General features: G+C 57.9%; 13 protein-coding genes. 7 read left to right on the top strand and 6 right to left on the bottom strand.

All coding sequences use genetic code 11. The features are described 5' to 3' along the window. Nucleotides 1-506: 506 nt before the first annotated feature. Nucleotides 507-779, bottom strand: a complete 273-nt coding sequence (locus Enr8_RS17685) for a ribosome-binding factor A (RefSeq protein ID WP_222434895.1) — start codon at nucleotides 777-779, stop codon at nucleotides 507-509. A gap of 247 nt (nucleotides 780-1,026) precedes the next feature. Here Enr8_RS17685 and hisN (Enr8_RS17680) point away from each other — a divergent pair, with 247 nt between their 5' ends. Beyond that, nucleotides 1,027-1,836: a histidinol-phosphatase gene (gene hisN, locus Enr8_RS17680; protein WP_146433989.1), complete on the top strand. Its 810-nt coding sequence runs from the start codon at nucleotides 1,027-1,029 to the stop codon at nucleotides 1,834-1,836. A gap of 115 nt (nucleotides 1,837-1,951) precedes the next feature. Then, nucleotides 1,952-2,761 carry a histidinol-phosphatase gene (gene hisN / locus Enr8_RS17675; RefSeq protein WP_146433986.1) on the top strand — a complete coding sequence of 270 codons (810 nt, stop codon included), beginning with the start codon at nucleotides 1,952-1,954 and terminating at the stop codon, nucleotides 2,759-2,761. A gap of 177 nt (nucleotides 2,762-2,938) precedes the next feature. Here hisN (Enr8_RS17675) and Enr8_RS17670 read toward each other — a convergent pair whose 3' ends face one another. From Enr8_RS17670 to Enr8_RS17655, 4 genes are all read right to left on the bottom strand, one after another. Beyond that, nucleotides 2,939-3,388, bottom strand: a complete 450-nt coding sequence (locus Enr8_RS17670) for a hypothetical protein (RefSeq protein WP_146433984.1) — start codon at nucleotides 3,386-3,388, stop codon at nucleotides 2,939-2,941. A 47-nt stretch (nucleotides 3,389-3,435) separates the two neighbouring features. Continuing rightward, nucleotides 3,436-4,392 (bottom strand): DUF1559 domain-containing protein, encoded by a 957-nt coding sequence (locus Enr8_RS17665; protein WP_146433982.1) that lies wholly within the window; start codon nucleotides 4,390-4,392, stop codon nucleotides 3,436-3,438. Nucleotides 4,393-4,721: 329 nt separating this feature from the next. Next, nucleotides 4,722-5,633: a hypothetical protein gene (locus Enr8_RS17660; RefSeq protein ID WP_146433979.1), complete on the bottom strand. Its 912-nt coding sequence runs from the start codon at nucleotides 5,631-5,633 to the stop codon at nucleotides 4,722-4,724. An 18-nt stretch (nucleotides 5,634-5,651) separates the two neighbouring features. Further along, nucleotides 5,652-6,377: a DJ-1/PfpI family protein gene (locus tag Enr8_RS17655; protein ID WP_222434894.1), complete on the bottom strand. Its 726-nt coding sequence runs from the start codon at nucleotides 6,375-6,377 to the stop codon at nucleotides 5,652-5,654. A gap of 211 nt (nucleotides 6,378-6,588) precedes the next feature. Between Enr8_RS17655 and Enr8_RS17650 the strand changes: the two genes are divergently transcribed. From Enr8_RS17650 to Enr8_RS17630, 5 genes are all read left to right on the top strand, one after another. Beyond that, nucleotides 6,589-6,906: an ArsR/SmtB family transcription factor gene (locus Enr8_RS17650; protein ID WP_146433977.1), complete on the top strand. Its 318-nt coding sequence runs from the start codon at nucleotides 6,589-6,591 to the stop codon at nucleotides 6,904-6,906. Between the two features lie 77 nt (nucleotides 6,907-6,983). Then, nucleotides 6,984-8,405: an MBL fold metallo-hydrolase gene (locus tag Enr8_RS17645; protein ID WP_146433975.1), complete on the top strand. Its 1,422-nt coding sequence runs from the start codon at nucleotides 6,984-6,986 to the stop codon at nucleotides 8,403-8,405. A gap of 31 nt (nucleotides 8,406-8,436) precedes the next feature. After that, nucleotides 8,437-9,246, top strand: coding sequence for a sulfite exporter TauE/SafE family protein (locus Enr8_RS17640; RefSeq protein ID WP_146433973.1), 810 nt, complete (start codon nucleotides 8,437-8,439; stop codon nucleotides 9,244-9,246). 252 nt (nucleotides 9,247-9,498) lie between these two features. After that, entirely contained in the window at nucleotides 9,499-9,891 is a 393-nt protein-coding gene (locus Enr8_RS17635; RefSeq protein WP_146433971.1) for a hypothetical protein, read from the top strand. Between the two features lie 40 nt (nucleotides 9,892-9,931). After that, nucleotides 9,932-12,598, top strand: coding sequence for a CHAT domain-containing protein (locus tag Enr8_RS17630; RefSeq protein ID WP_146433969.1), 2,667 nt, complete (start codon nucleotides 9,932-9,934; stop codon nucleotides 12,596-12,598). Nucleotides 12,599-12,628: 30 nt separating this feature from the next. Here the strand turns inward: Enr8_RS17630 and Enr8_RS26255 are convergent, their stop codons facing one another. Continuing rightward, on the bottom strand, nucleotides 12,629-14,404 hold the full coding sequence (locus Enr8_RS26255) for an SGNH/GDSL hydrolase family protein (protein ID WP_246120140.1): 1,776 nt from the start codon (nucleotides 14,402-14,404) through the stop codon (nucleotides 12,629-12,631). Between the last annotated feature and the right edge of the window lie 172 nt (nucleotides 14,405-14,576).

The following is a 14,576-nucleotide window of genomic DNA, read 5'->3' as shown; positions in this document are numbered from 1 at the left end:
TCTTCTTTTTGTTCCATGGCATACTCATACGCCAGACGCCAAGCTTCAAGCTCGGTCATCTCGTATTCTTCGGCCAAATCAGCCGCCAACTTGTTCGGGTTCCTGCCAAAAAAAAGCGTGAGGGGTAAGGGCTATTGGGGATGCTTACTTGGCGGCGTTGTTTTCGCTGATCACACTTTTAGAGCGGTTTTCCTCCATCTGTATCGTTCTGGCTGGTTGCGGCCGCGCTGGTCGGCGTTGACCTGCATCGACGAATCTTGAGGATTCGCCTGCTTCGGTCGCCTTGACCAGCTTGCCTCACCGGCGCCAGAAACGTTACAGCTATCAGAAAAACGCTCTAGCAGTCCGTCGAGAAAATCAACGGACTGCTATGCTGATCGATAGGACATGACGATTCGCAGGGAAGCGGTGCTCCGCACCCCGAAATAGCCGCTTGTTCGGGCTATCCTAGTTGTTCCGTACTTGCCCTAAAAGTTGGACGCAGTGATAGCGAGCGGAAGTTTGGATCAATCGGTAGGGTCGATCGGATAGTTCGCATACGGAGTAAATTGGAAGAAGAGCATCGGCGCCTTCTTCCGATGAATCGCCGCGGCGACTTCCATACGCAGCAAGTCGGCGTACTCGCTGAGCGTGATTAGAATCTCGTTGGGGTCATCGTCGGTCTCGGCGATGTCGGCTGAGATCGTTACCAACATACGAGAACTGTCGGGCGCCGGAGTGACTTCGACCACGTGCAGGATCGGCAAGCGATCATCGTCGATCTCGCCCGAGAGAACCATCTCTAGCGTTTCCAGCACCTGGCGGCACAGTTGCAGCGTTTTCCGATCGGCTTTGGGGTCGAACGAAGAAGTTCGGCCCGGTTTGCGTGATTTGGCTATCGTTAATTTCCTTCATGGGTGTTGCGGTCCTTGCGACGGTTCGCTTGATACCGAAGTGTAGAAGGAGGCGCTCCGCTCGGCTAGGTTCGCCTCGAAATCGCCACCCCTGGTTGTCGTAACGCCTACAGGCGCCGTATCTTTCCCTCTTATGAACACTTCGCCCGAAATCGCCGATCGTCTCAAGCTGGCCTTAGAGCTTGCCGTCACCGCCGGACGCGGAACGCTAAAACACTTTCAAAAGGCGGGATTGGTGGTCGACCGCAAGTCGGATGACTCGCCGGTAACGGTCGCTGATCGCGAGGCCGAAACCTATATACGCAACCAACTGGCCGAGCGGTTCCCGGCCGACGGCATTATTGGCGAAGAATTTGGAGTCACCGAAGGGACCGGCGACTTCCGCTGGATCATCGACCCGATCGACGGCACCAAGAGTTTTGTCGCCGGCGTGCCTCTCTACGGAACCCTGATCGGCATCGAGCAGGCGGGGCAGAACGTCGCCGGCGTGATCTACATCCCCGGCCTGGACGAGATGGTCTACGCCGCCAAGGGATGTGGCGCCTGGTACAAACAGGGAGACGCCGAGCCGACGCTGACCCGCGTCAGCGACGCGAAGTCGCTGGCCGACGGCGTCTTCGTCACATCGCAGGTCAACACCTTCGCCCGCCGAGACGCCTTTGAGGCCTTCAATCGTCTGGAAAAAGCGGCCTTCATCACCCGCACCTGGGGCGATTGTTACGGCTATCTGTTGGTGGCGACCGGCCGGGCCGTGGCGATGGTCGATCCCATGCTGAGCGTCTGGGACGCCGCGGCGATTCAGCCGATCATGGAAGAAGCCGGAGGCGCCTTCGTCGACTGGCATGGCGAGCCGACCATTCACAGCGGCGAAGGGATCGGCGCCAATCCGCATGTCATGCCCGAGGTGCTGGCGATCTGCCGCGAGTACCCGCGGCTGCCGTAACGCCCCCGCCGTTACCCACCTTTTTCGGTGAAGATGCCAAAAACTTGCCCCGTTTGGCGAAAGAGCGGCAACTCCCCGTTGTCAGCTTTTATTTCCCTCCTTTATTCTCTCCCGTATGAACACGCCCCAACTGTTTGCTGAACGTCTAGAACTCGCTCGCTCGCTCGCCGTCGAAGCGGGTAAGGGAACGCTCACCTATTTTCAAACCGACGGCCTGGTCGTCGAAAGCAAGTCGGACGACTCCCCCGTCACGATCGCCGACCGTCAGGCGGAAGAGCTGATTCGGGCGCGGGTGCTGGAGCAATTTCCGGACGACAGTTTGCTGGGCGAAGAATATGGCGCCCACAAGGGGACAAGTCCCTTCCGCTGGATCGTCGATCCGGTCGACGGCACCAAGGCGTTCGTCTCTGGCGTTCCGCTGTATGGCACGATGATTGGCATCGAGTACGAAGGGCGCCCGGCGATCGGCGCGATCTATATCCCGGGGCTCGACGAGTTGGTCTACGCCGCGACCGGGCATGGCGCTTGGCATGTGCGCGCCGGCGGCGAGCCAAAGCCGGCGAAGGTAAACAACGACACCCCGCTGGCGGACGGTCTGTTTGTGACATCCCAGGCCAGCAAATTTGCCGCCCGGGGGGCCAAAGAGGCGTACGACCAGCTGGAAGAGGCCGCCTGGCTGACCCGGACCTGGGCCGACGCCTACGGATACGTCCTGGTGGCCACAGGACGAGCCCTGGTGATGGTCGACCCGATCATGAGCGTCTGGGACGCCTCGGCCGCCCAGCCGATCCTCGAGGAAGCTGGCGGCATCTTCACCGACTGGCAAGGCGAATCGACCGCACACCACCAAGAGGGGGTGGGGTGTGCCAAGAGCGTCCATGGCGAGGTTCTGGAGATCTTGCGGAAGTTCCCGCGGCAAGACTAGCCAGCGAAAAGGCCCCAATTGTAGCCCGAGTGCGCAAGCCGAGGGAATCTGCTCGCTGGTTCAAACAAAGGCTGACCGTTGGCGTAGGGCCCGCTTTGTGTACGGTCTATACACTGTACACTGTGCGGACCACAACCCTGCTAACCCGCCCCGAACTATCTATCCGGTCCCGACCATCTACTCGGCGGCAGTAACCGGCACGTCCGCTTGCTGATTGAGCGCGAAATTGAAGTTGCGGTGTGAGTCGTCGACCTTGATGCGCAGCTTCGACTGATCGTTGTACGCCGCCGGCAGGAACTGTTGCTCGTAGACGTTCAGGCCTCGATCGATGTCTGCGGCCGAGGCGTTTTGTTTCTCAACCTGCTGCTGGGCGTAGATCAGTACGGTTTGTTCGCCGGGGACGGTTCGCACCGTGTAGCGGCCGTTTTTAATTTCGCCGCCGGCCGGCGAACCATGCCCATCGATCGGCATGACCGAGATGGAGCCTTTTTCGATCGGCGCTCCTTCGAAGGTCACCTCGCCGGAGATCGCGATCAAACCATCGTTGGAACCGCATCCCAGCATTGCCATAAGAGCCGCCGCCAGAAAGCAACTGCAGAGTGCACGTCCAGAACCGAAGCTAGTCATCCATTTGTTCCCGTTGTCGATCGATTTAGAGAGTACCTGGCGAAACGCTATTCCGAGATAACTTCGCTTCCTTGCGTCGAACACATGGCCCGCCACGTCCAGATATCGATCGTGCTGGGAACAAACGTCACCGAGCCGTCGAAGTGGGCGGCGTTGACGCCTCCTGGGTGCATGCTCATGGCCGGGAAGGTAGCGCCCCACCAGTAGTCGAGGACATACTTGCACTGGATCTTGCGCTTGTAGTCTTCCGGCTGCCAGCAGTAACGCCCGCCATCGACGACCGCCGTGGTGTTGGGATTTAGATACCCGGTAAACCCGGCGCCCGACGTGAAGATCGTGACGCCGTAGGTCCCTTGGTAGCCCGTCTCGTTCTGATTGGTCGGCACTTCGCTGACCATCAAGGTCGAACTGGTGCCGTCGGTGACCGTTTCTAGCCCATGAATGCCATCGACCGTAAAGGCGGAGCCCCCGTTCTGATAGGTCCAGGTGCCGTCCCAGTTGTTGGCGTTGTCCTGACGGTAGTTGGTGCTGCCGACGCAGACGGCGTAACTGGCCCGTTGATGACACCATGTCGGGGTGCTGTTCGACTCGCCGATCGTCATCGTTTCGGACGGACAAGACATCACCGACAGCGACGTCGTACGATAGGCGACGTTGTTACCGGCATTGACCCGGACATTCCAGTTCAGCGTGTCGTAGAGCGGCTGTTGTTCCAAGAACGGCAACACGCGGCCATACCACGAGATCGTGTCGAGCTTGTCGCCGGGCTCGCCAGGAAACAACTTTGGGCCAAAGCCGAAGTAGGGAAGCTTTTGGTACGTGTCGTGATAGTTATGCATCGCCAGGGCGACGTTCTTCATGTTGCTGACGCATTGCGTACGCCGAGCCGCCTCGCGGGCTTGTTGCACGGCCGGAAGCAACAACGCGATCAACACGCCGATAATGGCGATGACGACCAACAGTTCGACAAGCGTAAATCCAGATCGGGCGCTGGAGCGGTACATGGCGGCTCACAAGATGCAAGGTTTTTTAGAAAAAGAGGGGATATCGCGGAGATCGTAGCCACGCACCGACCATCGCAGCAATGAGAATTTTTGCCATGGAATTGAGATGCTTTTCCGACCTTTCTGGTTTTATTGCGGGTATACTGGAGGAAATTTCCGCTTTAATGGCATTCTTTATCTCGTTAAGGTTTGGTAGATGAGCATTGACGGGTGGCCTTGAGCAGTCCTTTGCTCGGCGAAAAAAAGACAAAATCTCAAAATGTTTCCATCGCTTGGGCCGGCGGAGAGGGGATGGCATCTGCCGCGTTTGCGCAATGACCATGACTTTGCTACTCGCCCTCTCGCCTTAGCCACGCAAGCCCCTCGGCCAGGCTCATTTCGGCATAGATTCGCCCCAACTCTCGTTGTCCCCGGGCCAACGCGATGCACGACGCGGCGCAGCGCGTGACAAGTTCGTCCCATTGTTGGCTCGCATGATTGGCGAGCATCTGCGGCACCGAGTGGAGTGTGACGAAGTAGGGCTCGGCAAGCTCTGGCGGAAGCGGCGGACCGTCTGGCCGGGCAAGTTCGATTGCCGAGAGAATCGCCAACGCGTTCCAGTCGATCTCGGCCGAATGACAAACGAACATGGCTAGATAGGGAGCGGCGGCGTAGCTGACCTCACCAATCGATTCTTGATAGACGAGCCGGTTCCAGCAGACGTCCCAGATTGATTCGCTTGGTCCGGTTTCTAGTAGCTGCCGCAACATCTGCCCGCACTCGAAAGTCTCGCCGAGCGCGTCGGCTAGCTGGGACCATCTTGGATCGTCGAGCGGCAAGATCCCTTCATGCGCCACGACGCCTTCACGCGCCAATTGGAGACGGTCGACAATCTCGCGCGAAACTTGGTGACGCAGTCGCAGTCCATTTTCAGCGAGCGCGTCGATGAACGCTTGGTCGAGACAAAGCGAGCGGCTACCGTCGTTGGCCGATAGATGCGATTGGATTTCGAGCACCTTCTCGCCGTCGAACTCCGCCAGCAGCGACGCGTGATGCGTTATCCAGCTTAAAGCAGCGTCTAGTCTCTCTTCGTCTTCGGTGGCGGCGACTTCGATTTCAAGGGCGGCGTAGTAGCTGGCTTGGCCTGCGTCGGATTTGCCTTCCGCCGTCTGGCCGTATTGTTTCGCGCTAAAGATCGCCGCGATCTCTAGGATCCGGGGATCGGGGCCGAACATTTCGAGGATGACGTTGTCGATGGGCATACGTTGGCTCGGTGTGATTCAGACTTCAATTCCCAGCTTCGCTGCGATTCGCTTGGCCGTCGCTTCGCGCCGCGCCGTCAATTCCGCCGTTTGCTGCGTGACGATGGCCAGCGTTTCGGGGGGCGCTAAGTCAGGTTCGCCGCAATCAAACGGTGGATCGGGGGCATATTGAATCGCCAGTTGAATAGCCTGGGCGACTTCTTCGCCGCGCAGCAGCGCCGCCACTATCAAGGCGCCGTCGATTCCGGAGGTGAGTCCCGCAGCGCTGACGTATTTGCCGTCGACGACGACGCGCTGTTTTGAAGGTTGGGCGCCGAAGTATTTCAGCAGCGGCAGCGCCGTCCAGTGGGTCGTCGCCGTTTTCCCTTTCAACAGGCCTGCAGCCCCGCAGACGATCGAACCGGTGCAGACCGAGAAGATGCACTTGGCTTTCGGTGCGCGCTTGCGGAGGAACAACAGGACTTCCTCGTCCTCCATCAGTTCCTCTTGCCCCGGTCCGCCAGGCACCAGCAACAGGTCGATCGCCCCCGCTTGGTCAAACGTCGTATCAGGCAACAGCCCCAAACCCAGATGATCGTGAATCGGTTCGATTCGCTTCCAAAGCAGTTGTCGCGAACTGTTGGGAAGCCGGGCCAAGACCGACAGCGGGCCGGTCAGATCGATCTGGTCCATGTTCGGGAACAGGATGGCGCCGATGGTGATCGGGCGGTTTGGGGGGATGATTTCGAGCGTGTTGACGGACATGCGGCTTTCAGGAAAAAAATGTTCTTGCGGCGCAGGCGTTGCAATTAAGCGACGAATATCGGGAGAGAAACTGGGCTGGTTTGACTGAGCGTATAATATCTAGTTATCGCGAGGCGTGAACTAATTTAGAATAAATCGTCGGTTGGCGGTCGGATTCGCGGACTTGACATGTCGGAATGTTCCGATATATTTGGAGAGAGAGGAACGGAAGATGCCTACGCCAAAACTAAAACTGACGACCTTAGACGCCTTGGGGCAAGCCGCCGAATGCTTGCGGATCTTGGCGCATCCCCATCGCCTGCGCATGGTGCAGATGTTGCTGCAGGGGGATTACACCGTCGGTGAACTGGCCGAGGCGTGTGAGATTCCGAGCCCGATGGCGTCGGAGCATTTGCGCCTGATGCAGCGGTGCGGATTCCTCAACAGTCAAAAGGATGGGCGGAAGGTGTACTACTCGGTCGCCGAACCCCACCTGCAAGACATCCTGCATTGCATCGAAAGTCGATTTGGAGTCGAGGCGGCGACGTAGCGTCGCCTCTTTTTTTGATATCAAATATCGTAATGTTGCGATATTTCTAATAAAGACTTGGGGAAAGGAGTCAGGCGATGTTACTCAAATACTTTTACGACACGGCGCTTGCTCATGCGTCCTACATGGTTGGTTGCCAGAAGTCGGGCGAAGCGATCGTGATTGACCCTGGCCGCAACGTGCAGCCTTACCTCGACGCGGCGAAGGCGAACGGGCTGAAGATCGTTGGCGCCGCCGAAACGCACATCCACGCCGACTTCGTCTCCGGCTCGCGCGAGCTAGCCGATCGTGTCGGCGCGACGCTTTACCTGTCGGACGAAGGTCCGGCCGATTGGAAGTATCAATACGCCGACAAGGTTGACGCCAAGCTGCTGAAAGATGGCGACGCGTTCTATGTCGGCAAGGTGAAGCTGCAGACGCTGCATACGCCAGGACATACGCCGGAGCACATCTCGTTTGTGCTGACCGACCAGGGGGGCGGCGCGTCCGAACCGATGGGAATCTTCACCGGCGACTTTGTGTTTGTCGGTTCGATCGGCCGGCCTGACCTGCTGGAAACGGCGGCCGGCGTGGTCGGCAGCGCCGAACAAGGCGCCCGGCAGTTGTTCCAGTCGGTCGAGCGCTTCCGCAATTTGCCTGATTACTTGCAGGTGTGGCCCGCCCACGGCGCCGGCAGCGCGTGCGGCAAAGGGTTGGGAGCGATTCCGTCGAGCACCGTCGGCTACGAGAAGAAATTCAACCCCGCGCTGCAGTACGACGACGAGCAAGCGTTTGTCGACTATATCTTGGCCGATCAGCCGGAGACCCCGTTCTACTTCGCCGTGATGAAGCGGGTAAATAGGGAAGGCCCCGAAATCTTGTCCGACCTGCAAACGGTCGCGGCGATGGATCCGGCTGGTCTGGCCTCGATCGCGGAGGATCGCCTGGTGATCGATGTGACGCCGTCGAGCCTGTTCAGCGAAGCGCATGTCCCCGGCACGATCAACATTCCGACCAAAATGTTGTCGCAGTGGGCCGGCTTCTTCGTCAACTACGAAGAGCCGATCTATCTGATCGTGGATGACGAGACGCTGCCGACCTGTTTGACGTCGCTCCGCTCGATCGGCATCGATCGGATCAGCGGCTATTTTGACGCTGCGGCGGTTCGCGACGCCGGACTGCGTACCGAGTCGTACCCCAGCGGTAAGCCGGCAGAACTGCAAGCGGCGATCGAGGAAAAACAGGTGACGCTGCTCGACGTGCGGTCGGAAGCGGAGTTCCTGCAAGGTCACATCCCCGGCGCCCAGCATCAGTTTCTGGGACGACTGTTGCGAAATATGGATCAACTCGATCCGTTGCAGTCGTACGTGGTGCAGTGCAAGAGCGGCGCTCGCTCGTCGATCGCCGCCAGTTTGCTGCAGCGAAGCGGATTGGACGTCACCAACATGAGCGGCGGAATCCAGGCCTACAGCGCCGCTCAGTTGCCCTTGGAAACGGCCTGGTCTGGCGCCGGCATTTAGGCCGCGCGCCGCGGGAAAGGGAGGTCATCCCATGTCACCCGTCGCACTGCTGTTTGGCGCGATTGTCGGTCTGTCGCTCGGACTGACCGGCGGCGGTGGAGCGATCTTCGCCGTGCCGCTGTTGGTTTACGGCATGGGAGTTTCGATGTACGAGGCGGTCGGCATCTCGCTGGCCGCCGTCGGAGCGACCTCGCTGATCGGGTTCTTCGCTCGCTTGCGACATGGCGATGTTGAAGTTCGGACCGGGCTGCTGTTCGCCGTCGCCGGCATGATTGGCGCCCCACTCGGCACGCTGATTGCGGGGCGGATGAGCGAGACGCTCTTGCTATCGCTATTCGCCCTGCTGATGCTGGTCGTCGCGGTTCGCCTATGGCAAAAGGCGGCGGCCAAGCCGATCACTTGCGAGTCAGACGCGGACGAGGCGCCGGCAACGTGTCGCCGCAATGCCGACGGTCAACTGCTGCTGACCTCACGTTGCGCGATGATGCTGTCGGCGGTTGGTTTGATCACCGGCATCCTGAGCGGCATGTTTGGCGTGGGGGGCGGATTTGTGATCGTGCCGGCGCTCATCTTCTTCACCAGCATGCCGATCCACAAAGCGGTGGGGGCCTCGCTGATGGTGATCGCCATTGTCAGCGTCAGCGGCGTGACGTCGCATCTGTTGCTCGGCCGCTCGATCGAACCGGTCCTGACGCTACTGTTCATCGCCGGCGGCGTCGGCGGCCTGTTCGCCGGCCAAACGATCGGTAAACGATTGTCAGCCACCGTGCTGCAAAAAGGTTTTGCCGTGGTGATTGTGGCGGTGGCGATGTTTGTGATCGCGAAGACGCTTTGGGGGTGAACGATCGGAATCAGTCACTTGAGCGCGCGGATAGCATGGGATTATTCGCGTTTTGGATGTCGGTGCGGATGATCGCTGGAAGTGAAGATTATCAACTTCTACGAGAAGAAAGTTGTGGACCGATAGGTGAGCGGATATATCTAGGGGGATCCTTACGGGACGAGTTTAAGACATCTGCTCGGGCGTTCGCCCACGGGTAACGTCCCGTCGCGATCATCTGTTCGACCTGGGTCAAAAACGGAAGAGTTTCCAATGGATCGTCTTGAAATCCGCTCCTTCGTCATTCCTTTGGATGGCGTCTACACCGAACTGTCTAAATCTCGCGATGGAGATTCGGCCAAGTATGAACTGGTCTATCTGCCCAATCAGCAAAGAATGTTGGCTCCAGATCCGACGATCATCGTGGCGATCGTAGGTGCGATAGGCACGGTGCTGACGACAATTCTCGTTGGGCTTCTGAAGATTGTTCAAGCGGAAGTTGGCAACAAAGGAACGATTGTTATTGTTGGCGAGAACGACGCTCGGGTTGAGGTTCCCTCTGATACCCCAATGCACGAGATCGAAGAGTATGTGGCAATGGCAAAGGACCTAGGGGCGAAGAAAATTTATCTTGAGGTCGACAAGGAGACGTCCAAGTCGTCGTGAATTGGCTCGCTCATTCACCACCTAAGATCGGAGGCGATAAGTGTCGGTCTACTTCAACGGAATTCAATCCGACGACGAAGCGCGACAAAGGTTCGCTGAAGCGGAGCAATTTCTGGCCCTCTACCAACAACGGGACCGCGATCAGGATTCGCACCAAGCCGACCTAGAATTGGGGCTGGTAATCCAGTACGCAATGAAGCGAAGTCGCTGGGAACAGTTGATCCAGGCGCTAGGAATGCGGGCCACGTTGATGCGAACGCGTTACGAACGACTCCATAGCTGGGATGACAAGCGGGAGGCGGAAGACGCCCTGAAGTTTGCAATTGACATTTCACAGAAGCATGGGTTCGACCACTATGTCGCACTAGCGAAGAATTCTCTGGGGTTGTTATGGCTGGTGCATTTGAAAATAACGATGGACGATGTGGAACGAAGTGCAGCTATTGAAGGGCTTCACGACGCGATTACGTTTTGGGAAAGCGCTCCAGCCGGTATTGCGCCTGCGAAAAACCGATACAACATTGCGCTGGCCTATTCCCATTTGTATGACTTTGCGTTGACGGAAGTCGAGTTTGTCGGCGACCAGGCGGATGCCGCATTCGCGGACGCCCAGGCAGGCTGGCCGATTAATCATCCTTCATGGCCACCCTATAGCATCAACATGGCGCAAGCTCGTCACAATATGCGACGTTGGGAGAGAGAGGGGAAAAGTGCACGTCTCGAAGATGCGAAAAACTACGCATTGATGGCGATCAAGCAAATGGCGGAAGCGGGCAACTTTGGTGGGTACGTTGATGCGAAGCGGTTGGCTGCGAGGATATATGCGCTGCGAGACGACTTTGGCGAGGCCGCGGACCAACTTCTGGAATTGAGCGAACTCCTTGCTCAAACGCTGCTTCAATGTCGTTCTATTGAGGAACGTCTCTATCAGTTGCGAGCGTTCGCTCCTGCCCGATCCGAGAGAGCAAGTTACTTGGCCCAACTCGGACGCCTTGACGAGGCGGTGCGTGAGGTCGACCGAGGAAAGTCGGTCCGACTAACCGAGCAATTATTGTTGCGACAGGCGGTCGAAAAAAAACTCAATCAAAGTTGGGGAGAGTACAAGCGACGTCTCGGTCTCTTGGATTCGCTTCCCGACGTCGCTTCCATGCACTTTGACGAGGCCTTACCTGGATTGAAGAAAATTGCGGGCGCACGCGCCTCCATAATTGAAGACAATTGGCAAGTTCGCGAGCACCTGGAAGAACTGCGACGTTTCGTTCCCGGCCAGGATTTACAAGTCCCCATGAAACTTGCCATACTTCACATTTCCGAGGGAGCGTTCGGACTGGAAGCTTATCTGGTGCAGGCAGGTAGGATAGATCATATTACGCTCTTTGACGTCGTATCAAAAACTGACGTTGATCGGATCGTCTATGCGGCAGATCGCGAGGTCATGGGTTGGCAAGAAATGCTGTCTGGGTGTCACAAGACGGCAGTTGACGAAGCTCGCGGGGACGAAGAGGCAATGGCGGCGAGACAAGACGATCCGGCCGATGCGAGACATCGCTGCAATGAAGTTCTCGCGGCGATCGCCGAAAAGAATGCCGAAAAAGCTACGGGATATTACAACTCGTATCACTTGTTATATTCGCGGCTGAATTATCTCTTGCCGGCCTCGGCCGAACTGGCAGACCTCGCACGAGTGGCGGCGACGACTCAGTTCGACGCGTGCCTCGACAGGACAGCCCAATTTGTGAAGAGCAAGCTGTTTTCTCCTGTCTTGCCAAAGCTCTCGCACACGATAGATCATCTTCTCATCTCCGGTACAAGCGATTTATCTTTGTTGCCGCTTCACCTTGGTTGTCCAGAGCGATTGGCGGTAGGACAGATACCGTCGATTGAGGCCTGGATGAACCTGCGACGGAAATCGGTCTGCCCCAGGGAACACAGGAGTGCGGCGATATTTGCGCCGGCGAGCGACTTGCCAATGTCGATCATTGAGGCCTACCTGGTCTGGCGCCGTTTGGCCGGGGATGAAAGGAATGTTTCGTTATATCTAGGCGATCAAGCGACGTTTGAGACGTTTTCGGAGATCATTGAACATGTCGAAACTTTGCATTTTGCAGGTCACGCAACGTTCGCTTGGAAATTCCTCGACTTTACGAAACTAGTATTGCATGACCGACCCATTTCGATGCGTCAGCTCCAACGGCATCTTGGCGAGAAGTTTCCTCCGTTCGTCTTCTTGAGTGCTTGTGAAAGCGGATTGGTCGACGGCGTATCCTTTGGCAACGAGATGGTTGGTCTTCCTTCTGCCTTGTTAGAAATGGGAGCGTCGGCAGTCGTCAGTTCCGCTTGGCCGGTCTACGATCTTGCAACGGCGTTTTATTGCGGTGAGTTCTATTCGCACGTTTTCGAGCCAGGCGTTTCCGTTAGTCAGGCAGTGCGAAAGAGCTCGCGTACGCTTAGCGAATTGACGCGCGAGCAATTACTATGTCGTTTAGCGACGATACCCATTACTGACGAGGGACGCGTTGTATTAAAACGGCTTTGCCCAGACGTTTCCGCGCCAAGTGACGACACGCTTCCGCCGGGGCTTGATCGGCAGAAGCTGACCGAACAAGTGATCAACGCGGCTTGGGTTCTCGCACTTTCGGAGGAGGAACGTCCATTGACGACTCGTCGTTACAGCGAAGCATTCAGCGTCTATGGCGCTGGCGAATAGCCCGCATTCTGAGTCTCGCATTTGCCACGACTACTTCCGCAGATCGAGCATGCAGTCCGACTCCGGTTCAACCGCCTCGCCGACGTCATCGACCGGGTAGGTGAACAGGTATCGCCAAACCTCTTCGTGAATGAACTTCCCGTCAGCGTCTTTGACCGCCGAGCCGCCGGGGACGACGCTGCTGTGGGCGCGGCGGGCATCCTTTTTCACGTCGGCGTCGGTGATCAAACGGCGTGACGACTCGTACGGATAGGGTACCTGGTCGACGTTGACGACCGGACCGAACTTGGCCAAGCCGAGCATGATCCACGAACGGCAGTAGTGATCGCCGGTCCAGCCGCCGTCCAAGACGTGGCTGAAGCCGAAGTAGCGATTCTGTGGCGTCGCCGACGGCAGACCTTGCCACGAGTCCAGTTGATCACGCGGGCCGCACAGCATCACGACGCGGGCCACCTTTTGATGCTTGGCGAACCGGGCCGAAGTGGTCGAGCCGTGTGAGGCGCCAGCCATGATCACTTTGTCCCACCGCAGATCGGTTTGATCGTCGTTGAGGAACTGCTTCCAGTTGCCGGCCGGGTTTTCTTTCGCCAGGTACTTCACGAAGTGGAGAGCGCGGGTCTTCATCCCGTCCGCTTTCGGGATGTCGACTACGGGGCTGAAGTCTTCGCCGGTCGCCGCTTCCAGGCGAATCTTGCCCAGGCTTTCGCCATCGTCTCGCTGCTTGGCGTCGATCATGCCGAACCATCGGTTGGCGTAATGGGGCTGAATCGCATGCAGCCCGTAGCTGGCGAGTCGATCGAACAACGTGCCGTTGTGGGCCATCAGCCAGATCACCAGTTGCCCCTTTTGCGGCTTGCGGGTGTCGACGATCGCGTGCTGTAAGTCTTGCGGCTTGCCTTTGGCGTCGGCGAAGACAAAGCCGATCTCAGGATGTTCGGCGGCGGCCGGATCAAGCTCGCTGGCTCGCTTCGACAGCTTGTAGACCTGCGGCAGGTTTTCTTGGAGGAAGATCGCCACCTGCTTACCGAGAAATGTATTCCCTTCGCCCCGGAAGTGGACGTCCTCCGGCAGTTGCAGTTCGTCTAAACGGGGCAGGATCGCGGAGTAAAGATCGTCGGTGACTACGCCCTGTTCTTTCATCACTTCGGCGGCGACGTTGTTGCGATCGATGATCGACTGGGCGGTGAACTTCTTCGCTTCGACATCCGGGATCGGCGTCGTGCTGGCCCAAACGACCATCGCGCCGGTCTTCTTCATCCGCTCGACCAGTTGGGTCAGACGTTGTTTGTAATCATCCAGCGGCGTGTTGCGATCGTGGATGCCAAAGTTGAAATGAATCACGTCCCACTTGCCGTCGTCCAGCCATACGTCCAGCTTCTTCAGCCCGGTCGCCGTCGGCCCACAGTTGGCAGGCGCGCGATGAACATTGGCGATGCCGTCCAGCTGTTTCCGTACGGTCCCCGTGTAGGCTCGCGAGACCGAATCGCCAATCAGCAAGATCCGCGGCAGCTTAGGATCGTCGGCGACAAAGTCCCAGGCGTTAGAGCGGCCTTTGACTTTTTCTTTCTTGTGGATCGGCAGATAAAAACCGCCCAGCTCGGCCTGCAGCGTTTTTTCCCAAGCTTGCTGCTGCGGCGTGAGCGTCGCAATCCAGGCCTGGTACTGGGCGTCGATCTCGGCGGCTTCTCTCGCCTTTTTGGCGGCCGCTTCTTCGGCGTTGGTCGGTTCGTTGTTGGCAGGAGCTTGGGCTAGGGCGACGTTTGCCAAGAGCGCAACGATCAGCAGCGAGCGGAGGAATATCTTCATGGTGGGATTCCGGGGGATGGGTGGCGGGAAGTCGCATTATCGTTGGCCAAGCGGCACGAAACAACCTGCAGCCCCATGGGCGGACCAACCTATATGGCGACGGTAGCTCGCTTTACGCAAATTTTGGGTGCGAAAAAGGCGGAATTCAAAACCCGGCTGCTTTTTGCATATA

It is taken from the genome of Blastopirellula retiformator, from assembly GCF_007859755.1.
GTDB lineage: Bacteria > Planctomycetota > Planctomycetia > Pirellulales > Pirellulaceae > Blastopirellula > Blastopirellula retiformator.
The sequence above is the reverse complement of the archived record's forward strand: the minus strand, read 5'-3'. Positions and strand labels throughout refer to the sequence as shown.